Raw genomic sequence first — 21,549 nt, 5'->3', positions numbered from 1 at the left:
ACTCCATTATTTTCTAAAAGGCATACCAATCAATGTTAAAAGCTCTCTTCCTTCATCGTTCGTCTTTGCAGTCGTAACGATAGAAATCCCTAAGCCTCTGATCTTATCCACTTTATCGTAGTTGATTTCTGGGAAGATAATTTGCTCTTTTAATCCAAGAGTGTAGTTACCTTTTCCATCGAATCCTTTAGAAGATACACCTCTAAAGTCTCTTACACGTGGAAGAGAGATAGAAATTAATCTATCAAGAAATTCATACATTTTTTCACCACGAAGAGTAACAGATGCACCTAAAGGCATACCTTCTCTTACTTTAAATGATGCGATCGAAGTTTTTGCTCTAGCGATAACTGGTTTTTGTCCAGTGATAGCCCCAAGATCGTTAACGATAGTATCTACAACTTTAGAGTTTGATACTGCGTCTTTAGTTACACAGTTAACAACGATTTTTTCAATCTTTGGAATCATGTGTACGTTAGTGTATCCAAATTTCTTTACAAGACCTGGTACAACTTCTGCTTTATATATGTCTTTCATTCTGCTCATAAAAATTCCCTATTAAATTACAGCGCCACACGCTTTAGAAACTCTAGATTTTTTATTATCTTTTCCAACCGTGAACTTAACCTTAGTTGGTTTTTTTGTTTTTGGGCTGATTAGTGAAACGTTACTTGCATGAAGAGGTAAACTCTTCGTTACAAATCCGCCTTCTGGGTTTTGTTGACTTGGCTTCATCGATCTCTTAACTTCGTTTACGCCTTCAACTACTAGTTTGTTTGTCTTTCTGTTTAGAGAAAGGATCTTACCAGTTTTACCAGCGCTCTTTCCAGTTGTTACGATTACTTCGTCATTTACTTTTAACTTTTTCATAAACTCTTTTACCTACTTAATCAATTAAAGAACTTCTGGAGCTAGCGAACAAATCTTTGTAAAGTTTTTTGCTCTTAACTCTCTTGCTACTGGCCCAAAAATACGTGTCCCAACAGGCTCATTAGCGTTGTTGATGATTACTACGCTATTAGTGTCGAATTGGATGTATGATCCGTCTTCTCTTCTAATTGGGTAAACTGTACGTACGATTACAGCTTTTTTAACGTCACCCTTCTTAATCTTACCGCCAGTAACAGCTTGTTGAACTGCAACAACGATAATATCTCCAATACCAGCTGAAACTCTCTTAGAGCCACCTAATACTTTAAAACATGTAACTACTTTAGCTCCAGAGTTGTCAGCAACATCTAGATTACTTTGCATTTGGATCATAACTTTATCCCTTAGTTAACTTTAAACAGTTCCCATTTTTTTAATTTTGAGTATGGACGCGATTCAATAATTGTAACCGTGTCACCGATTTTTGCTTTAGAAGCTTCGTCGTGAACATGGTACTTCTTAGATGAGCTTACAAATTTACTGTAAACTGGATCTTTGAATCTTCTTGTAACTTTAACAACAACTGTCTTCTCGTTCTTATCGCTAACAACAGTTCCAGTTAATGTCTTTTTTGTAAGTCTTTTTACTTCTGTAGTCATTTTCAATATCCTATTTGCTTAACTGTTTGCTAAATGTCAAAAGTCTAGCTACGTCTTTCTTAAGAAGTTGCTTTCTGTGCGGCTTTTCAGCTCCAGACACAGACGACTGAATCTTAAGAGTTAGAAGTTCTTTCTTTAATTCGAAGATCTTCTTCTGTACGTCTTTTGCGTTTAATTTCTTTACATCATCAAGTGTGATCATATTTCTATCCAAAAATTAATTTATCGTTTTGCCTTATTGCATCTTTTTCTTATTAAGACAAGGCTTCTTTCTTAACTTGATCTTCTTTTTTAACAAGTTTTGTTTTAATTGGTAATTTGTACATAGCTAGTCTTAGCGCTGCTAAACTAGTTTCTGCGTCAAGGCCACCAACTTCAAAAAGAATTCTTCCTGGTCTAACTACAGCTACCCATGTTTCTGGAGAACCTTTACCGCCACCCATACGAACTTCAGCCGGCTTTCTTGAAAGCGACTTATCCGGGAAAACTTTAATCCACATATTTCCACCGCGTTTCATTTTTCTTGAAATCGCGATACGAGCTGCTTCAATTTGTCTGTTTGTGATATATCCACATCCAGTAGCTTGTAGTGCATATTCACCGTTAAGGATTTGATTCCCACGGGTTGCAGCACCCATCATTCTACCTTTCTGTTGTTTTCTAAATCTTACTCTTTTAGGACTTAACATGAGAAACCTCTACCTTATTTAATACTATAAATACTATTTATAGATTTCACCCTTATAAACCCAAACCTTTACACCAATGATTCCATAAGTTGTAAATGCTTCAGCTGTGTTGTAATCGATGTCTGCTCTTAAAGTATGAAGAGGAACTTTTCTCTCAGCGTACCCTTCAGTTCTTGCCATTTCAGCTCCACCAAGACGACCTGATGTTCTTACTTTGATACCTTTAACACCTGCTCTGAAAGCAGATTGCATAACTTTTTTCATTGCTCTTCTGAAAGCAACACGTTTCTCAAGCTGTTGAGCGATGTTTTCAGCGATAAGTTTCGCGTCTGCATCTGGTCTTTTAACTTCAGCGATGTTGAAAATTAAAGTTCCAGTAGTCATCTTCTTAAGATCGTTTCTTATCTTCTCGATTCCAGTACCTTTCTTACCAATAGCAATTCCAGGTTTAGCTGTATTCACTGTTACTTTTACTTGGTCTGAAGTTCTAGAAATATCAATGCTAGCTACTGCTGCAGCTTTCATAGTTTTTTCAATATATGCTCTCATCTTGATGTCTTCATGAAGAAGCTCAGCATATCTATCTTTTGCATACCAGCTTGAGTGCCAAGTTTTGATGTACCCTAGTCTAAAACCGTAAGGATGTACTTTTTGTCCCATTATTTCCTACCTATGCTTCTTTTAAAACCACAGTAACGTGGCTTGATCTTTTTCTAATTTTGTAAGCGCGACCTTGTGCTCTTGGCATAATTCTTTTTTGCATTGGACCTTCGTCAGCGAAGATTGTACCAACAACTAGATTTTCAAGATCGTATTTATTAGCTTCGTTAGCGATCGCTAGACCACTATTGATCAACTTAGTTAGAACAACAGCAATTTCTTTCTTCTCGCAAAATCTTAAGATTTTGATAGCTTCAGAAGCTTTTTTGTTTCTAATAAGATCACAAACCTGTCTAATCTTTCTAGGTGCGATTCCAACGTTACTGTTTTTTACTTTAATGGCCATAAGCCCCTCTCCAATTTAATTATTTCTTAGTTACTTTCTTATCAGAACCGTGACCAGTGAAAGTTCTAGTAATAGAAAATTCTCCTAGCTTATGGCCAATCATGTTGTCAGTTACGTAAACAGGAATGAATTTCTTTCCGTTATGTACCGCAAACGTGATCCCGATAAATTCTGGAACTACAGTTGAGCGACGTGACCAAGTCTTGATTACTTTACTTGCTTTATTAGCTTCGCCTGAAATGGCAGCAACTTTTTTAAGCAAATGTGCATCTACGAAAGGTCCCTTCTTTAGTGAACGAGCCATATTAAAACCCCTTAATTATTTTCTTCTCTTAACGATAAACTTATCAGTTCTCTTGTTCTTACGAGTCTTGTAACCACGTGTAGGTAATCCCCACGGAGTAACTGGGTGACGTCCACCAGATGTTCTTCCTTCTCCACCTCCCAAAGGGTGATCGACAGGGTTCATAACAACACCACGTACAGTTGGTCTAATACCAAGCTTTCTTGTGATACCGGCTTTACCACGGTTAACTTTTTCGTGATCTAGATTACCAACTTGTCCGATTGTTGCGCGACAGTTTGACTTAACTCTTCTTAATTCACCTGATGGCATTCTTAGAAGAACTGAATCTTCTTCCTTCGCCATAACTTGAACGTAAGATCCAGCTGAGCGAGCAATTTGTCCACCAGCACCTGGGCTTAATTCAACATTGTGTACAAGTGTCCCGATAGGAATATCACTTAGAAGTTTAGAGTTACCAACTTTAATATCGGCAGAAACTGAAGATATAACAACGTCTCCTACTGATAGTCCAAGTGGTGCTAGGATGAAGTTTGTAGCTCCATCAGCGTAAACAACTAGTGCAATATTACATGTACGATTTGGATCGTACGCGATAGCCGTAACTGTCGCTGGGATATCTAGTTTATTTCTTTTGAAATCGATGATTCTGTACTTACGTTTTACTCCGCCACCACGGTGACGAGTTGTAATACGACCAGCATTGTTTCTACCTGCGATTGACTTCTTTGGAGCTAAAAGCTTTTTTGAAGGAACAAAGTCTTTTGTAAGATCTTTGCTGTTCATCACTTGCTTTTTTCTAAGTGTCGGCGTCAGTGGTTTAAATTTTGTAATTCCCATAAATATTCCTTAACAATCCTTAAAAATTAGATTCCTTTAAAAAACTCAATCTTCTGTCCAGCTGCAAGTTGCACTAGAGCTTTCTTATAAGAAGATGTCTTCTTATGAGATTTAGCAGTTCTTTTTGTTTTACCTGGAATAACTGCAGTTCTGATTTTAACAACTTTTACATCATAAAAAGCTTCAACAGCATTTTTAATTTGGTTTTTGTTTGCTTTTAAACTTACAACAAATCCGTAACGGTTGAACGCTTCAGAGTCCGCTGAGATTTTTTCTGTGATAAGAGGTTTTACAATTACGTCATTTATAGCAGCCATGATTACACCAACTTGTTAGTAAGCTTTTCAAAAGCTAACTTTTCAATAATTAAATTTTCATATTTAACTGCTTCATAAACACTTAGGTTATCCACTCCAAGGCCTTTAGCAGTTCTTAAATTCTTTACAGCTCTGATTACTAAACTTGCTGAATCTAAAGTTACAACAAGAGAGTTCATAAGATTTTTTGACTCAAGAAGTGTTGCCATATCTTTTGTCTTACCAGTTGAAACAAGTGAATCAACGATAATTAACTTACCGGCCAATTGTTTATCAACAAGAACAGACTTAATTGCATTAAGCATAACTTTTTTGTTAACTTTTTGCTCGAATGATCTTTTTCTTGGTCCGAAAACAGTACCACCACCTGGCATTAGAGGAGAACGTGTAGACCCTTGACGAGCATTACCAGTTCCTTTTTGCTTAAATGGTTTTTTACCACCACCGCTTACTTCTGCTTTAGTTTTAGTATGTGCGTTTCCTTGTCTTCTTCCAGCAAGTGTTGCTTTAACAACTTGGTGAACAACAGGAACATTGATTGATTCTGGAGAAAAATCAAAGTCAACTTTGATTTTTTCTTTGCTTTCAAATTTACTATTTAATACATTTAATTCTGTCATTTGCGACCTCTACCTATGCTTTTTTAAGAGCTTTAGTTATTTTAATAAATCCTTCTTTACCACCTGGAACTGATCCCTTTAGTAGTAAGTAGCCTTTAGCTTGATTTACTTCAACAACGACAATGTTTTGAACTGTCTTCTTATCAACACCCATATGTCCTGGCATTTTTTTACCGCGGAATACACGTCCTGGAGTTGCTCTGTTACCGATTGATCCTACTCTTCTGTGGAAGTGAGATCCGTGAGATGCCGGTCCACCACGGAAGTTATAACGTTTCATAACTCCGGCAAAACCTTTACCTTTAGATTCACCTGTTACGTCTACGTAAGCACCAGGAGTAAAAATCGCAACATCAATTTCTTTACCAAGGTTAGCAGCATCAACTGCGTCCGCTTTGATTTCAGCAAAGTGAGTTACGTTTTGAGAAACACCTGCTTTCGCAAGAATTCCTTTATTTGGTTTGTTTAGAAGGGCTTCACGTTTTTCGCCAAATCCTACTTGATAAGCCGTGTAACCGTCTTTTTCTGTAGTTTTAACTTGTGTGATTAGGTTAGGGATAATTTTGATTACAGTTACTGGAATGTGATTCCCGTTTTCATCAAATACTCTAGTCATTCCTGCTTTAACGCCGTAAACGGCATCTAAAGCGATTTTCGCGTCAGACATCTTTTCCTCCACAGCATCACCCTAGTCTAAGGGATGCGTTCATGGTTCTTATTAATTGTTAGTTCAAAAGTTTAATTGTTTTACTAGTACTTGATCTCTACGTCAACCCCAGAAGACAAGTCCAACTTCATTAGTTGGTCGATTGTTTGCTGAGTTGGTTCGATGATATCAACTAGACGTTTATGAGTTCTCATTTCGAACTGCTCACGCGATTTTTTATCGATGTGCGGAGAACGAAGAACTGTAAACTTGTTAATTTCAGTTGGAAGAGGGATTGGTCCCGCTACTCTTGCGCCAGTTTCTTTAGCTGTTTGAACAATTTCATTTACTGAAGTGTCTAGAAGCTTATGGTCATATGCGCGTAACTTAATTCTTAGTCTTGTTGCTTTCATAATATACGTTGGTCCTTATTTGTTTTTGACTTTTTATTTTGAATGCGGCCCTTTGTCAAGCGACCGCATTCTTTTTTTATTAATTAATCTAGGATTTCAGAAACTGTACCAGCACCGATCGTACGTCCACCTTCACGGATAGCGAAACGAAGTGACTTTTCCATAGCGATCTTAGAAATAAGCTCTACTTTGAAAGAAGTGTTGTCACCCGGCATGATCATTTCAACACCTGGGTTAAGTTCGATTGATCCAGTTACGTCTGTAGTTCTGAAGTAGAACTGTGGACGGTATCCTTTGAAAATCGGAGTGTGACGGCCACCCTCTTCTTTTGTAAGGATATATACTTCACCATTGAACTTAGCGTGTGGAGATACTGATCCTGGCTTAACAAGACACTGACCGCGCTCGATATCTTCTCTCTTCGTTCCACGAAGTAGAAGACCAGCGTTATCCCCAGCTTGACCTTGGTCTAGAAGCTTACGGAACATTTCGATCCCTGTTACTGTAGTTTTTTGTACGTCACGGATACCTACGATTTCGATATCTTCGTTAACTTTAATAATTCCACGCTCAATACGTCCAGTTACAACCGTTCCACGACCTGAGATCGAGAAAACGTCTTCCACTGGCATAAGGAAAGGCTTATCAACATCACGAGTTGGAGTTGGGATATAAGCATCTACTGCGTTCATTAGTTCTACGATTTTTGATTCCCCAATTTCTGGGTTTCTTCCTTCAACTGCAGCAAGAGCTGAACCAGCGATGAAAGGAATTGCGTCACCTGGGAAATTGTATGATGAAAGAAGTTCTCTCATTTCCATTTCAACAAGCTCTAGAAGTTCTGGATCGTCTACCATGTCTACTTTGTTTAAGAAAACAACTAGAGCTGGTACACCAACCTGACGAGCAAGAAGGATATGCTCTCTAGTTTGTGGCATAGGTCCGTCTGCTGCTGAACATACAAGAATACCACCGTCCATTTGAGCGGCACCAGTAATCATGTTTTTAACGTAGTCAGCGTGACCTGGGCAGTCTACGTGAGCGTAGTGACGAGCTGCTGTTTCATATTCAACGTGTGCTGTATTGATTGTAATACCACGTGCTTTTTCTTCTGGTGCTGAATCGATATCTGCATATGATTTCGCTGCTCCACCATGGATCTTAGCCATAGTCATTGTAATAGCAGCTGTTAATGTCGTTTTACCATGATCTACGTGACCAATAGTTCCGATGTTAACGTGTGGTTTTGAACGGTCGAATTTTTCCTTAGCCATTTTAAGTGCTCCCTTTAATTATAGAAAATTAAATATATATCCCTTTCTTTTCTAACGTCGATTTCGCTAACTCTGTTGGCATTTCAACATAGCTTTTAAACTTCATCGTGAAACTAGCACGACCCTGCGATTTTGAGCGAAGATCAGTACTATAACCGAATAACTCCGCCAATGGAACTTCTGCAGAAATTAAATCTTTATTTTGTTTAATACCCATAGTCAGAATCTTTCCTCTCTTCGCGTTTATATCCGAGATAACGTCTCCGGTATAATCTTGAGGAGTTACAACTTCTAGCTCCATAACTGGTTCAAGTAGGCGTACACCCGCCTTTTTACAGGCATCTCTGAATGCTGAAGACGCCGCGATGGCGTAAGCAACTTCAGAAGATTCGTTCTCATTAAAGGTAGCGCCAACTAGCGTTGCTTTTATGTTTAGGAACGGGTAGCCGGCCATTGCACCACCAGGTGCCGTGTCCATAACTGATTTTTTAATAGCATCTATGAAGTTCTGTGGAAGTTGTTTAGTTGGGACACTTGATTCGAATTGGACACCGGCCTGATAATCAGCTGGCTCAACTTTAATAGTGACGTCACCAAATTGAACTTTTCCTGCAAGCTCTTTATGGAAAATATTATTCTCCGTTGCACTTCCAGAAATACTTTCACGATAAGAAACTTGTGGTTTACCTACGCGAATACCAACATTGAATTCACGCTGTAATCTATCAGCGATGATTTCAAGATGTAACTCTCCCATTCCCAGAATTAAAAGCTGTCCAGTTTCCTGGTTGTTTTTAAATGTGAAAGATGGATCTTCATTTTTTAACTGCTCAAGAGACGTAAGTAATTTCTTTTCATCAGCTGCAGTTTTTGCTTCGATCGCTACAGATATAACTGTTTCTGGGAATTCCATTAAGTCATAAATGATTGGCTTGTTTTCAGTACAAAGAGTTTCCCCAGTTGTAGTGTCTTTAAAACCAGCGACGGCAACGATATCTCCAGCGAAAGCCTCTTGAAGCTCCGTGCGTTTATCGGCATGCATTTGAAAAATCTTATTAATTCTTTCGCGTTTCTTTTTAATTGGGTTGTAAACAGTTTGGCCTGATTCAAGTTTCCCTGAATAGATTCTCACAAACGTTACACTACCGACGAATGGATCTGTTGCAATTTTAAATGCGATACCAGAAAACATTTCATCAACTTCAGGTCTACGAACTTCGGTATTTTCCGGGTTCTTAATACTGTGGCCGTGAAGCTCCCCTCTATCAGTAGGAGATGGAAGATAATCAACAACTGCATCTAAGAGTGGTTGAATACCTTTATTTTTGAAAGCTGATCCACATAGGACAGCGATAAAATTATCTTTGATAACAGCTTTTCTAAGAGCTGCTTTAATATTAGCGACTGTAGGCTTTTCATCATTCAAAATAAGATCAGTTAATGTCTCATCATATTCAGAAAGATTATCTAAAAGCTCGTCTCTATACATTTGGCATTCATCAACCAAATCTTCTGGAATGTCTTTGATATCAATTTTTGATCCCAAGCTTTCTGCTGGGAAATAGATCGCTTTCATCTCAATTAGATCAACGATCCCATTGAAACTTTCTTCTGAACCAATTGGTCTTTGAATAGCAGCGGCCTTCTTATCTAGTTTTTCTCTAATTTCGTTAACACAGTTATCGAAGTCAGCACCCATACGGTCCATCTTATTAACGAAGGCCAGGCGAGGGACTTTATATTTATCAGCTTGGGCCCAAACAGTTTCTGACTGAGGCTCAACACCAGATACAGCATCGAAAACACCAACGGCACCATCAAGAACGCGAAGAGATCTTTCAACCTCAATCGTGAAGTCTACGTGGCCTGGAGTATCGATGATATTGATGACTTGATTGTTCCAACGACATGTTGTCGCGGCACTAGTGATAGTGATTCCTCTTTCTTGCTCCTGGATCATCCAGTCCATCGTTGCAGTTCCATTATGAACTTCACCGATTTTGTGACTTTTTCCAGTGTAATAAAGGATTCTTTCTGTAGTCGTAGTTTTACCGGCATCGATGTGTGCCATGATTCCGATATTGCGAATTTTATCTATTTGATTTGAACTCATATATTTAAAATAAAAAGAGCTCCCCTTTCGGGGAGCCCTTTAAAAAAAATTCAATTAGTTGATTACCATTTAAGGTGAGCGAAAGCCTTGTTAGCTTCAGCCATTTTGTAAACGTCTTCACGTTTCTTAACAGATCCACCACGGTTTTGAGAAGCATCGATGATTTCATCAGCAAGCTTTTGAACCATAGTTTTTCCAGATCTATTTACAGCGTAGTCTCTTAACCAACGAAGTGCTAGTGATTGACGACGAGCTGGACGAACTTCAACAGGAATTTGGTAAGTAGCTCCACCGATACGGCGAGACTTTACTTCAACAGCTGGTTTAATGTTCGATAGTGCTTTCTTGAATACTTTTAGAGGCTCTTCACCAGTTTTTTCTTGAACTAGGTCTAAAGCACCGTAGAAGATTTTTTCTGCGATTGATTTTTTTCCACCGATCATAAGTGTGTTCATGAACTTAGTGATGACGATGTCTTGGAACTTTGGATCAGGAAGAACTTCTCTGACGTCCGCTTTTCTTTTTCTGCTCATTTGATACTCCTCTTCATTTCTTTCACAATGAAAGAAATTACTCTCCCTAAACCGACTTAACAGTAGAGGGAGTGTTATTTAAAATTACTTATGTAATCTTTTTGACTATTTCTTAGGTCTCTTAGCACCGTATTTAGAACGAGACTGACGTCTCTTATCTACACCAGTAGCATCTAGAGCTCCACGGATAGTATGGTAACGAACCCCTGGTAGATCTTTTACTCTTCCACCACGGATAAGAACGATACTGTGTTCCTGAAGGTTGTGACCTTCTCCACCGATATATGACGCTACTTCAAATCCTGAAGTAAGCTTAACTCTACATACCTTTCTCATCGCTGAGTTTGGCTTCTTTGGAGTCGTTGTATAAACTCTAACGCAAACTCCACGTCTTTGAGGACATGATTTTAGTGCCGGCGATTTAGTTTTCGTGTACTTATCTTCGCGACCTTTTCTAACTAACTGATTAATTGTAGGCATAATCCAACTGCTCCCTTAAATTCCAACTTCTGCAAAATACTGGTCATTTTTATTATCAAAAAAAAATGACCAGTTCAAGCTAATTTTTAAAATGATAATGATGCTGCAGACGTTACTTCGTCTTCAGCCATAACTGCTTCGTAGTTTCTGTATCTTGGAATCCCTGATCCTGCTGGAATCAAGCGACCCATGATAACGTTTTCCTTCAGACCGCGAAGCGCATCAGATTTTCCTTCAAGCGCTGCTTGAGTAAGAACCTTAGTCGTTTCCTGGAAAGAAGCTGCTGAGATAAATGACTCAGTAGTTAAAGATGCTTTCGTGATACCTAGAAGAAGCGGTGCCGCTTCAACTGGCTTTTCTCCAGCAGCAATAAGTCTTTCATTTACTTCGTTAAGCTCAGCACGAGTAACCGAGTCACCTGTTACGTAAGATGAGTCACCAGCATTAGTAACTTCAACTTTCTTTAACATTTGAGAAGCGATTACCTCAATGTGTTTATCATCGATCTTAACACCTTGAAGTCTGTAAACTTCTTGGATTTCATCAACGATGTAGCGAGCAAGTGCTTTAACACCAAGAACGCGAAGAATGTCATGTGGATTTGATGGTCCATCCATGATTGGCTCTCCAGCTCTGATATAGTCACCTTCGTTAACTACTACGTAACGGCCTTTCGGTACTACGTATGTCATTGGATCTGATCCGTCTTCTGGACGAACGATAATTCTTCTATTTCCTCTTAACTCTGAACCGAATTCAATCGTTCCTGAGATATCAGAAATTTGAGCTGCGTTTTGTGGCTTACGTGCTTCGAAAAGTTCAGCAACACGTGGAAGACCTCCGGTAATATCCTTAGTCTTCGTCGTTTCACGTTGAAGTTTTGAAACCGGAGAACCGATATCAATTTTGTCACCTTCTTGAACAACGATGTTAGCTCCGACTTGAAGTCTGTAAGCTGCATATCTTTTTGTTCCAGGAACTAATTGAGGGTTTCCGTTATCATCAACGATAACGATACGTGGTTGAAGAGAAGGGTTTTTAGATTCTGTTACAACTCTGTGAGATAGACCTGTAACTGCATCGACCTGCTCATTAACCGTAGATCCAACAATTAGATCTTCGTATTTAACTGTCCCTGAAACTTCTGTTAGAACTGGAATAGCGAATGGATCCCATTCAAGTACTCTATCCCCAACTGAAACTTCCTGACCTTGTTTAAAGAAAATTTTCGATCCGTAAACAACTGGGTATCTTTCCTTCTCAACTCCACGAGCGTCTTTTACAATTAGCTCTCCGTTTTTGTTAAGAACGATTGTTACACCTTCGTTGTTGATAACAGACTGAACGTTCTCAAGGTGAATTACCCCTGCAGTACGTACTTCAGTTTTGTTAACTTGAGCTCCTGCAGTTGCAGTTCCCCCAACGTGGAAAGTTCTCATTGTAAGCTGTGTACCTGGCTCCCCAATTGATTGAGCAGCAATTACCCCAACAGTTTCACCGATAGAAACCAGTTTACCGCGGGCAAGGTCACGTCCAAAACAGTGAGCACAGAAACCATGTCTTTCTTTACAAGTAAGAACTGATCTTACTTTAATCTGATCGACTTCCTGGTCTTTTAAAACTTTAAGATCTTTTTCAATTAACATGTGGTTTCTTGGGAATACTTCTACTCCAGCACCACTTAAAATTGCTTGAGTCGTTACACGTCCCATAGCTCTATCAGCAACGTGCTCTACAACTTCTCCGGCCTCGATTCTTGAAGTAAGAATGATTCCATCTGTAGATCCACAGTCTGTATTTCTGATAATACCATCTTGAGCAACGTCAACTAGACGACGAGTCAGGTAACCTGAGTTCGCAGTTTTTAGAGCTGTATCGGCAAGACCTTTACGAGCACCGTGAGTAGACGTGAAATATTCTAGTACAGAAAGACCTTCACGGAAGTTCGAAGTAATCGGAGTTTCAATAATCTCTCCAGACGGCTTCGCCATTAGACCCCTCATACCACCCAGCTGTCTGATCTGCTGAGTAGAACCTCTGGCTCCAGAGTTTGCCATCATGTAAAGAGAGTTGAATGAAGGAGCGTTCATCGTTTCTTTTCCATCTTCCGATGTAAAAGTCTGGATCGAAATTCTTTCAATAACTACTTTAGTTAGGCGCTCATTTGTTTGTGCCCAAACGTCGACGATCTTGTTGTAACGTTCACCATCAGTAATAGAACCTTCGTTATATTCTTCAGTGATCTTTGCAACTTCCTTGTGAGCGTCAGCTAGAATTCCAGCTTTTTCCACAGGGATTGTCATGTCGTTAATGTTGATCGAGATACCCGCTTTTGTAGCGTACTCGTATCCAAGTCTCATGATAGCGTCAGCTAGCATAACTGTTTCTTTTTCAGTTCCAACTCTGTAAGCAAGATCGATTAGTTTACCTAATTCTTTCTTTCCTAGGATTTGGTTGATGTCGTTGTACTTAAGACATCTAGGTACTGCATCCCAAACGAACGTACGACCTACAGTTGTTTCGATCATTACTGAATCGATACGAACTTTAATCGGCGCTTGAAGGTGAAGGTTACCTGAATGGTAAGCGAACTGAGCTTCTTCTTTCGAAGCGAATACTTTGTTGTATCCACGAGCGAAAGGTCTAATTCTTGTCATGTAATAAAGACCAAGAACGATATCCTGAGAAGGAACGATAATAGGTGTTCCATCTTTTGGAGAAAGAATGTTGTTTGTCGACATTGCAAGAATACGACACTCAATTTGAGCTTCAATCGATAAAGGAACGTGAACGGCCATCTGGTCACCGTCGAAGTCAGCGTTGAAGGCTGTACATACTAACGGGTGAAGCTGGATCGCTTTACCTTCGATAAGGATTGGCTCGAAAGCTTGAATACCAAGTCTGTGTAGAGTAGGTGCACGGTTAAGTAGAACCGGATGCTCTTGAACAGCTTCTTCTAGGATATCCCAAACTTCTTGCTTTTGCTGGTCAACCATCTTCTTAGCTACTTTAATAGTAGTACAGTGACCTTTTTCAATTAGCTTGTTGTAAATGAATGGTTTGAAAAGTTCTAGTGCCATTAACTTTGGAAGACCACATTGGTGAAGTCTTAAAGAAGGACCTACAACGATTACAGAACGTCCAGAGTAGTCAACACGCTTACCAAGTAAGTTCTGTCTGAAACGACCTTGCTTACCTTTTAACATGTCTGAAAGTGATCTTAGTGGACGCTTGTTAGCTCCAGTGAAAACTTTCCCACGGCGACCGTTATCAAATAGAGCGTCGACTGCTTCTTGAAGCATTCTCTTCTCGTTTCTGATGATGATTTCCGGAGCGTTTAGTTCTTTTAATCTTCTTAGACGGTTATTTCTGTTGATTACACGGCGGTAAAGATCGTTAAGATCTGAAGTCGCGAATCTTCCTGCTTCTAGTGGAACTAGAGGGCGAAGATCTGGTGGAAGAACAGGAATAACATCCATCATAAACCATTCAGGCTTATTTTCAGATTTAAGGATTGATTCAACAACCTTAAGTCTTTTGATAACTTTCGCGCGTGCCATTTCAGTAGTAGCTACTGCAAGACCACGACGAAGTTCTTTGTTTTCGATGTTTAGATCAAGTTTTTTAAGAAGTTCTTTAATCGTTTGTCCACCCATTCCGGCTTCGAATTCGATTCCTTGCTCTTTTAGTTCAGCGTATTGCTGCTCAGAAATTACGCGACCTACTTCTAATCCACCATCAACATTGTTTGTTGCTGATGAAGTTACAACGTAAGCTTCATAATAAAGAACTCTTTCAAGTTCCTTAAGAGTTAGGTCTAGAAGAGCTCCCAATCTTGATGGAAGTGATCTTAAGAACCAAATGTGTGCAACAGGAGCAGCAAGTTCAATGTGACCTTGTCTTTCACGTCTAACTTTCGAAAGAGTTACTTCAACACCACATTTCTCGCACACAACTCCACGGTGCTTCATTCTTTTGTATTTTCCACAAATACATTCGTAATCTTTGATTGGTCCAAAGATTTTTGCGCAGAAAAGACCATCTCTTTCCGGCTTGAACGTTCTGTAGTTAATTGTCTCAGGCTTCTTAACTTCACCGAACGACCATTCTCTGATTGTATCTGGAGAGGCCATTCTGATCGAAACAGCTTCTACACTGATAGGATCTTTTGGTTTATCAAAAAAGTTCAACAAGTCTTTCATATTTTTATCCTTGTGCTATTTAATTTCTATCTAGTAACTAGAGAACAAAACTTATGTGCGGTTTTACCCGCACATAACTACTAACTAAAAGTATTCTCTTCTTCAGAGTTCTCTTCCAATTTGATATCCAGACATAGCGCTTGAAGCTCTCTAATAAGAACGTTAAACGATTCTGGTAATCCTGGCTCAAGAACTTGTTCACCTTTAACGATCGATTCATACATTCTTGTACGGCCGATAACATCATCAGATTTTACAGTTAAGAATTCTTGTAGAGTATAAGCAGCTCCGTATGCCTCAAGTGCCCAAACTTCCATCTCTCCTAGTCTTTGTCCCCCGAACTGAGCCTTACCACCTAATGGCTGCTGAGTTACAAGTGAGTATGGACCAGTAGAACGAGCGTGGATCTTCTCATCAACTAAGTGGTGGAGTTTCAACATATACATAGCACCAACAGTTACGTCTTCCGAGAAAACGTCCCCAGTCTTACCATCGAATAAAGTTGTCTTTCCTGATCTATCTAGATCCCCTAGTTCAAGCATGTCTTTAATGTCATCTTCAGATGCACCATCGAACACACTTGTAGAGAAACGAACACCCATTGTAAGTTGTTCAGCAACTTCAATAACTCTTTCGTCTGTAGCTTTCTTCAACCAGTCTTTAACTTCTTCAGTCTTGTAGATTTGGTAGATGAAATCTTTCAGTTCATGAACTTTTGCATTCTCTTCCATCATCATCTTGATTTTTTCACCAAGACCACGACCTGCCCATCCAAGGTGAAGCTCAAGAAGCTGCCCGATGTTCATACGTGATGGAACCCCTAGTGGGTTAAGAACGATTTCAACAGGAGTACCGTCAGCAAGGAATGGCATATCTTCCGCAGGAACAACATTAGAGATTACCCCTTTGTTTCCGTGACGGCCGGCCATCTTATCACCTGGCTGAAGCTTTCTCTTAATCGCAACGTAAACCATAACTTTCTTGATAACTCCTGGAGGAAGTTCATCACCTTTATGTAGTTTTGCGATTTCTTCGTTAGCTTTTTGGCGAACTCTAGTAATTCTGTTTCTTACGTCAGCGAAGTATTCTGAAAGTTTTTCTTCCAGAGCAGCTTCAAGAGGTAAGTAACCAATTAGTTCGAAAGGAATTGAAGCAAGGATTTCTCCTGTAACAGCGATCCCTTTTCCAAGAAGTTCAGTTGTACCGTCTTCTGAGATTAGTTTATCTGTAGTCTTCGCACCTTTGAACATTTCAGCGATTTTTTGGATTGCTGAAGTTTGGATTGCTTTAATTTCGATACGCTCGTCACGACGGATTAGTGTCGTTTCGTGATCGATGATTTCTTTAGATCTAGCGTCTAGTTCAACACCTTCTCTTGTGTAAACTTTAGCGTCGATTACAGTTCCTCTTACTGAAGATGGAACTCTTAAAGATGTATCTTTAACGTCTCCAGCTTTGTCACCGAAGATAGCTTTAAGAAGTTTTTCTTCCGGAGAAAGTTGAGACTCACCTTTTGGAGTGATCTTACCAACAAGGATATCCCCTGGCTTAATGATCGCACCAACGCGGATGATACCAGCTTCATCAAGGTCTTTTAGGGCCTCTTCAGAAACGTTTGGAATATCGCGAGTGATTTCTTCTTTACCTAATTTTGTATCACGAGCTTCAATTTCGAAGCTTTCAATGTGAACAGAAGTAAACACGTCTCTTGCAAGAATGTTTTCGTTGATTAGGATCGAGTCTTCATAGTTATAACCACCCCATGGCATGAACGCTACAAGCACGTTTTGTCCAAGGGCTAAGTCACCCAGCTGAGTAGCTGGACCGTCAGCAATAACCATTCCCTTTGTAGCCTTATCACCCTCTTTAACAAGAGCTTTTTGGTTGTTACAAGTATTTTGGTTAGTACGTTGGTACTTAGTAAGTTTATAAACATCAACTCCAGACTCACCTTCAGAGAAGTTTTCTCTTTGGATTACGATTCTGTTTGAGTCAACGAAAATTACTTTTCCTGATTCTTTTGCGTAAACAATTGCACCAGAGTCACGAGCGATAATTTGCTCAACCCCTGTTCCAACGATAGGAGCATCAGTTCTAACAACTGGTACTGCCTGTCTCATCATGTTCGATCCCATTAGGGCTCTGTTGGCATCATCATGCTCCAGGAATGGAATAAGAGATGTTGCAATCGAAATCATCTGAGTTGGAGAAACGTCCATTAACTGAACTTCGTTAGCATTAACGATTGTAAAGTCACCCGCAGAACGAGCAGCGATAGCGTCACCAACGATGTGTTTGTCTTTTACGTATTTAGCATCTAGCTGAGCAATTACTTTTCCTTCCTCTTCGAAAGCTGAGAAGTATTTTGGAGCTGAGATAGATCTATCATCACCAATTACTTGGTAAGGAGTTTCAATGAATCCGTATTCAGAAACGCGAGCGTATGTAGCTAGAGATGTAATAAGACCAATGTTTGGTCCTTCTGGAGTCTCTACCGGACACATTCTTCCGTAGTGAGTAGGGTGTACGTCACGTACTTCGAATCCTGCGCGCTCACGAGTTAGACCACCTGGCCCAAGGGCAGATAGACGTCTCTTATGAGTTACTTCCGAAAGTGGGTTAGTCTGATCCATGAATTGAGAAAGCTGAGAAGAACCAAAGAATTCTTTTACAGCTGCTGCAACTGGTTTTTGGTTAACTAGATCGTATGGCATCATTGTTTCAATTTCTTGAATTGCCATTCTTTCTTTAACTGCTCTTTCCATTCTAACAAGACCAACTCTGAATTGGTTTTCTAGAAGTTCACCTACAGCTCTTACACGACGGTTACCAAGGTGATCGATATCATCGACTTTACCTTTACCGTTGTTAAGTTCTACCAGGTACTGAACAGTAGTTAGGATATCTCTTCTTGTTAAAACAGTTTCTTCTACAGGAATGTTCATTCCGAATTTGTAGTTGATTTTCATACGACCAACTTTTGATAAGTCGTATTTGTCTTTATTGAAGAAAAGGTTTTCGAAAAGTAGAGATGCAGCTTCAACCGTTGGAGGTTCCCCTGGTCTTAGTCTTTCGAAAATTTTAATTAGAGCGTCTTCTTTCGTTTCTGTTTTATCGATAAGAAGTGTGTTTCTGATCTGGTCACCGTAGTTGATCATGTCGATGTAAAGAACGTTAACTTCTTTAACACCAGCTTTGATCAGGTCCATGATCTTAGATTCAGAAAGAGCTTCGTTAGCAAGGCAAATTACTTCACCTGTTTTCTCATTGAAGATATCTTCCGCTAAAACTTTCCCTACTACTTCGTCTAGTTCAACTGGTAGTTCAGTAATTTTTGCGTCTTCCATTTTCTTAGTAGAAGCTTTTGTATATTTTTTACCTTTTTTAACAATCGCGTTCCCTGCTTTATCAAGGATATCAGCGTTTGCTCTCGTTCCAACTAGAAGATTGAAATCTAGTTTACGTGAGTAAGATCCGTCTTTGTTAAAAGACAGAGCTTCCATTTGGTAGAATTCTTTTAAAAGTTCAGAAGTAGAGAATCCCATTGCTTTTAAAACAACAGATGCATGAAGCTTTCTCTTTCTATCGATACGAGCGAATAGAATGTTCTTGTGATCGAATTCGAAATCTAGCCAAGATCCTCTATGAGGAATGATTCTTGCTGAATATAGAAGTTTACCAGAAGAGTGTTTTTTTCCGTTGTCGTGTTCGAAAATGATCCCTGGAGATCTGTGTAACTGAGATACGATTACTCGCTCAGTTCCGTTGTAAACGAATGAACCAGTTTCGGCCATAAGAGGGATGTTACCTAAGTAAACTTCCTGTTCTTTTACAGATGAAACAGTTCTTTGTTCAACACCATCTCTATCAACAGTTACGTCGAAGAATACTAGGCGAACAACAACCTTAAGTGGTGCTTCGTAAGAAAGGCCACGTTGGCGACATTCTTTTACAGTATATTTAGGTTCTTCTAGAGAGTAAGAAACGAACTCTAGAGAAACTGTCTTGTTAAAGTCATAAATTGGGAAAACTGATTTGAAGACTTGTTGAAGTCCATTATCAATTCTCTTAGCTGGAGGTACGTCCTTTTGAAGAAAATCTTCATAAGAGTTAACCTGTAACTTCATAAGGGGTGGTGTATCTAATACTGCTGGAGTATTTGAAAAGGTTTTGCGAAACCATTCGTTAGGTGAAAAAACCTGAGTCATCGCGCTCTCCTCGTATAAGAGATAAATATTCTTAGAATAAAATTATAAAAAGCAAAAAAACACAAAAAGGCGTGAAAGAGATTTCTCTCTTTCACACCTTATTATAAAAAATCTATTTAAACGTAAGCTTTCAAATTACTTAAGTTCAACCTTAGCTCCAGCACCTTCAAGAGTTTTCTTGATTGCTTCAGCGTCAGCTTTTGCGATTCCTTCTTTAACCATTTTAGGAGCGCCTTCTACTAGATCTTTAGCTTCTTTTAGCCCAAGACCAGTAATTGTACGGATTTCCTTAATTACGTTAATTTTCTTCTCTCCACCATCAAGAAGCATAACTGTGAATTCAGTTTGCTCTTCAACAGCAGCAGCAGGACCAGCAGCACCAGCTACAGCTACAGGAGCAGCTGAAACACCGAATTTTTCTTCTAGTTCTTTAACTAGGTTAGCAAGGTCTAAAACTGACATTTTTGAGATGTGTTCGATTAATTGTTCATTTGTAACGCTCATATAAGTCTCCTAATAAGTAATAATTTAAATTTTTGTAATTAAGCTGAAAGTTCGCCGGCTTCTTTTTTCTCTTGGATTGCATAAAGCACTCTAGCAAAAGCAGAAACAGGAGCTAAGAAAGTAGCTAATAAAGTACCAAGCATTTGGTCTCTAGAAGGTAAATCCGCAAGTTGTTTTACTTGAGCTTTAGATAGCATTACACCATCAAGTGTTCCACCTTTAAGTTCCACAAGGTCTAGTGTAGCCCCTGCTTCTTTTAAAGATTTTGCAACTGCTGCTGGATCATCGAAAGCGAATGCAAGAGCATGCGGTCCTGATAAGTTAGCAACAAGTTCTGCTGCAGAAGTTCCTTCTGCGGCTTTTTTGAAAAGCGTGTTTCTAGTTACGACCATTTTTCCATTTGAGTCGCGAACCGCTTTTCTTACCTTAACTGCATCATTTGAACTGATACCGATTAGGTTTGTAAGAAAGACAGCCTTAGCTCTTCCAATATCTGTTTTAAGATCTTGGATGATTGCTTCTTTCTCGGCACGATTTAGCATAAATCCTCCTAGTTAGTATTTGGAGGGAGATTTAGGCAGGCTTTATAGTTAACTTTTTGGGTAAAAAATTAACAAACCGACTTTCTTCAATCCCTACGTAATTAATTAAATAATGTTAAAAGCTTCTACTGTATCAATCTTGATCCCTGGACCCATAGTTGTACTAAGAGTTAGAGATTTAATATAAGTTCCTTTCGCTGATGCTGGCTTCGCTTTTACGATAGCACCAACAACTGCAGCGTAGTTTGCTTTAAGTTGTTCAGCTGTGAAAGAAGTCTTCCCGATTGGAACGTGAATGATACCTGTCTTCTCAGTTCTGTATTCTACTTTTCCGGCCTTTTGCTCTTTTACAGCTCCAGCTACGTCAGTTGTTACAGTACCAAGTTTCGGGTTTGGCATTAAACCACGAGGTCCAAGTAAACGAGCAACTTTTCCAAGTTTACTCATCATATCTGGAGATGCGATTACGCGGTCGAAGTCTAACCATCCACCAGCGATTTTTGTAATGATATCGTCGCCACCAGCGAAGTCTGCACCCGCTGCTGTAGCTTCATCAACTTTTGATCCTGAAGTGATCGCAACAACTCTAACAGTTCTTCCTGTTCCAGCTGGAAGAGCAAGAGCTCCTCTGATCATTTGATCAGCATGTCTTGGATCAACACCAAGTCTGAATGCTAGATCAACAGTTTCGTCGAATTTTGCTGATTTTGTTTCTTTAGCTAATTTAATAGCTTCTTCTGAAGAGTAAACTTTAGTTTTGTCTACTTTTGCTGATGCTTCAGCGTAACGCTTTGAAGGCTTTTTCATATGATTCTCCTGTGGTCAAACGACTTTGCAGTCTCCCACTTAAATTAAGCCCCGAGGGGCCTGTTAATTAGTAATCTAGTTTTAGACCCATTGAACGAACAGATCCTTCGATTGTTCTCATTCCTGCTTCTTTTGATCCAGCAGTTAAGTCTACTTTTTTCGTTTCAACGATTTCTTCTACAACTTTCTTTGAAACAGTTTTAGCCATAACTTCAGATCCTGGCTTTTGAGCTCCAGAAGTGATTTTTAACTTATCTTTTAAAAGGTAAGTAGCCGGTGGCGTTTTTGTAACAAATGTAAATGATCTATCAGAGTAAACTGTGATGATCGTTGGAAGTGTTACACCGTTTTGTGCTTGAGTTTTTGCATTGAAAGCTTTGCAAAATTCCATAATGTTAACACCTTTTTGACCAAGAGCTGGTCCAATTGGTGGTGATGGGTTTGCCTTTCCGCCTGCGATTTGTAATTTAATAAAACCTGTTACTTTCTTAGCCATATGAACTCCTACTACATTCCAACAAA

Annotated in this window: 24 protein-coding genes; all 24 read right to left on the bottom strand. The window is 39.3% G+C overall.

The genetic code is table 11. The features are described from left to right. Positions 1-6: 6 nt before the first annotated feature. The 24 genes from rplE to rplK all read right to left on the bottom strand — a co-directional run bounded on the left by rplE (position 7) and on the right by rplK (position 21,523). Positions 7-546 carry a 50S ribosomal protein L5 gene (gene rplE / locus SHI21_RS01970; protein ID WP_323574436.1) on the bottom strand — a complete coding sequence of 180 codons (540 nt, stop codon included), beginning with the start codon at positions 544-546 and terminating at the stop codon, positions 7-9. 12 nt (positions 547-558) lie between these two features. Beyond that, entirely contained in the window at positions 559-870 is a 312-nt protein-coding gene (rplX, locus tag SHI21_RS01965) for a 50S ribosomal protein L24 (protein WP_323574435.1), read from the bottom strand. A gap of 24 nt (positions 871-894) precedes the next feature. Next, complete coding sequence (gene rplN, locus SHI21_RS01960) at positions 895-1,263, bottom strand: 50S ribosomal protein L14 (protein WP_323574434.1); 369 nt, start codon at positions 1,261-1,263, stop codon at positions 895-897. A gap of 11 nt (positions 1,264-1,274) precedes the next feature. Beyond that, positions 1,275-1,529 carry a 30S ribosomal protein S17 gene (gene rpsQ, locus SHI21_RS01955; RefSeq protein ID WP_323574433.1) on the bottom strand — a complete coding sequence of 85 codons (255 nt, stop codon included), beginning with the start codon at positions 1,527-1,529 and terminating at the stop codon, positions 1,275-1,277. 10 nt (positions 1,530-1,539) lie between these two features. Beyond that, positions 1,540-1,731: a 50S ribosomal protein L29 gene (gene rpmC / locus SHI21_RS01950; protein ID WP_323574432.1), complete on the bottom strand. Its 192-nt coding sequence runs from the start codon at positions 1,729-1,731 to the stop codon at positions 1,540-1,542. Between the two features lie 52 nt (positions 1,732-1,783). Further along, positions 1,784-2,218 (bottom strand): 50S ribosomal protein L16, encoded by a 435-nt coding sequence (gene rplP, locus SHI21_RS01945; protein WP_323574431.1) that lies wholly within the window; start codon positions 2,216-2,218, stop codon positions 1,784-1,786. A gap of 33 nt (positions 2,219-2,251) precedes the next feature. Beyond that, positions 2,252-2,878 (bottom strand): 30S ribosomal protein S3, encoded by a 627-nt coding sequence (gene rpsC / locus SHI21_RS01940; protein WP_323574430.1) that lies wholly within the window; start codon positions 2,876-2,878, stop codon positions 2,252-2,254. Between the two features lie 10 nt (positions 2,879-2,888). Further along, positions 2,889-3,224 (bottom strand): 50S ribosomal protein L22, encoded by a 336-nt coding sequence (rplV, locus tag SHI21_RS01935; RefSeq protein WP_323574429.1) that lies wholly within the window; start codon positions 3,222-3,224, stop codon positions 2,889-2,891. A 19-nt stretch (positions 3,225-3,243) separates the two neighbouring features. Next, complete coding sequence (gene rpsS / locus SHI21_RS01930; protein WP_323574428.1) at positions 3,244-3,528, bottom strand: 30S ribosomal protein S19; 285 nt, start codon at positions 3,526-3,528, stop codon at positions 3,244-3,246. A 15-nt stretch (positions 3,529-3,543) separates the two neighbouring features. Next, on the bottom strand, positions 3,544-4,368 hold the full coding sequence (gene rplB / locus SHI21_RS01925; RefSeq protein ID WP_323574427.1) for a 50S ribosomal protein L2: 825 nt from the start codon (positions 4,366-4,368) through the stop codon (positions 3,544-3,546). Positions 4,369-4,394: 26 nt separating this feature from the next. Beyond that, on the bottom strand, positions 4,395-4,685 hold the full coding sequence (rplW, locus tag SHI21_RS01920; protein WP_323574426.1) for a 50S ribosomal protein L23: 291 nt from the start codon (positions 4,683-4,685) through the stop codon (positions 4,395-4,397). Positions 4,686-4,687: 2 nt separating this feature from the next. Then, positions 4,688-5,305, bottom strand: coding sequence for a 50S ribosomal protein L4 (rplD, locus tag SHI21_RS01915; protein ID WP_323574425.1), 618 nt, complete (start codon positions 5,303-5,305; stop codon positions 4,688-4,690). Positions 5,306-5,318: 13 nt separating this feature from the next. Beyond that, the gene (rplC, locus tag SHI21_RS01910) at positions 5,319-5,972 is read right to left on the bottom strand and encodes a 50S ribosomal protein L3 (RefSeq protein ID WP_323574424.1); all 654 of its coding nucleotides are present in this window, start codon (positions 5,970-5,972) and stop codon (positions 5,319-5,321) included. 83 nt (positions 5,973-6,055) lie between these two features. Continuing rightward, the gene (gene rpsJ / locus SHI21_RS01905) at positions 6,056-6,364 is read right to left on the bottom strand and encodes a 30S ribosomal protein S10 (RefSeq protein ID WP_102245280.1); all 309 of its coding nucleotides are present in this window, start codon (positions 6,362-6,364) and stop codon (positions 6,056-6,058) included. Positions 6,365-6,447: 83 nt separating this feature from the next. Further along, entirely contained in the window at positions 6,448-7,638 is a 1,191-nt protein-coding gene (gene tuf / locus SHI21_RS01900; protein WP_323574412.1) for an elongation factor Tu, read from the bottom strand. Positions 7,639-7,666: 28 nt separating this feature from the next. After that, positions 7,667-9,751, bottom strand: coding sequence for an elongation factor G (gene fusA / locus SHI21_RS01895; RefSeq protein ID WP_323574423.1), 2,085 nt, complete (start codon positions 9,749-9,751; stop codon positions 7,667-7,669). Positions 9,752-9,813: 62 nt separating this feature from the next. Then, entirely contained in the window at positions 9,814-10,284 is a 471-nt protein-coding gene (gene rpsG, locus SHI21_RS01890) for a 30S ribosomal protein S7 (RefSeq protein ID WP_323574422.1), read from the bottom strand. 105 nt (positions 10,285-10,389) lie between these two features. Next, the gene (rpsL, locus tag SHI21_RS01885; RefSeq protein ID WP_323574421.1) at positions 10,390-10,764 is read right to left on the bottom strand and encodes a 30S ribosomal protein S12; all 375 of its coding nucleotides are present in this window, start codon (positions 10,762-10,764) and stop codon (positions 10,390-10,392) included. A gap of 86 nt (positions 10,765-10,850) precedes the next feature. Continuing rightward, positions 10,851-14,966 carry a DNA-directed RNA polymerase subunit beta' gene (rpoC, locus tag SHI21_RS01880; protein ID WP_323574420.1) on the bottom strand — a complete coding sequence of 1,372 codons (4,116 nt, stop codon included), beginning with the start codon at positions 14,964-14,966 and terminating at the stop codon, positions 10,851-10,853. 80 nt (positions 14,967-15,046) lie between these two features. Beyond that, positions 15,047-19,174 carry a DNA-directed RNA polymerase subunit beta gene (gene rpoB, locus SHI21_RS01875; RefSeq protein ID WP_323574419.1) on the bottom strand — a complete coding sequence of 1,376 codons (4,128 nt, stop codon included), beginning with the start codon at positions 19,172-19,174 and terminating at the stop codon, positions 15,047-15,049. A gap of 135 nt (positions 19,175-19,309) precedes the next feature. Beyond that, positions 19,310-19,678: a 50S ribosomal protein L7/L12 gene (gene rplL, locus SHI21_RS01870; protein WP_323574418.1), complete on the bottom strand. Its 369-nt coding sequence runs from the start codon at positions 19,676-19,678 to the stop codon at positions 19,310-19,312. A gap of 38 nt (positions 19,679-19,716) precedes the next feature. Then, complete coding sequence (gene rplJ / locus SHI21_RS01865) at positions 19,717-20,220, bottom strand: 50S ribosomal protein L10 (protein ID WP_323574417.1); 504 nt, start codon at positions 20,218-20,220, stop codon at positions 19,717-19,719. A 105-nt stretch (positions 20,221-20,325) separates the two neighbouring features. Continuing rightward, positions 20,326-21,027, bottom strand: coding sequence for a 50S ribosomal protein L1 (rplA, locus tag SHI21_RS01860; RefSeq protein ID WP_323574416.1), 702 nt, complete (start codon positions 21,025-21,027; stop codon positions 20,326-20,328). 67 nt (positions 21,028-21,094) lie between these two features. Continuing rightward, a complete protein-coding gene (gene rplK, locus SHI21_RS01855) occupies positions 21,095-21,523 on the bottom strand; it encodes a 50S ribosomal protein L11 (RefSeq protein ID WP_323574415.1) in 429 nt (142 codons plus the stop codon). Between the last annotated feature and the right edge of the window lie 26 nt (positions 21,524-21,549).

The sequence above is a fragment of the Bacteriovorax sp. PP10 genome (assembly GCF_035013165.1).
Classification (GTDB): Bacteria; Bdellovibrionota; Bacteriovoracia; order Bacteriovoracales; family Bacteriovoracaceae; genus Bacteriovorax; species Bacteriovorax antarcticus.
Note: the sequence above shows the minus strand (reverse complement) of the source record. Positions and strands in the feature narration are given on the sequence as shown.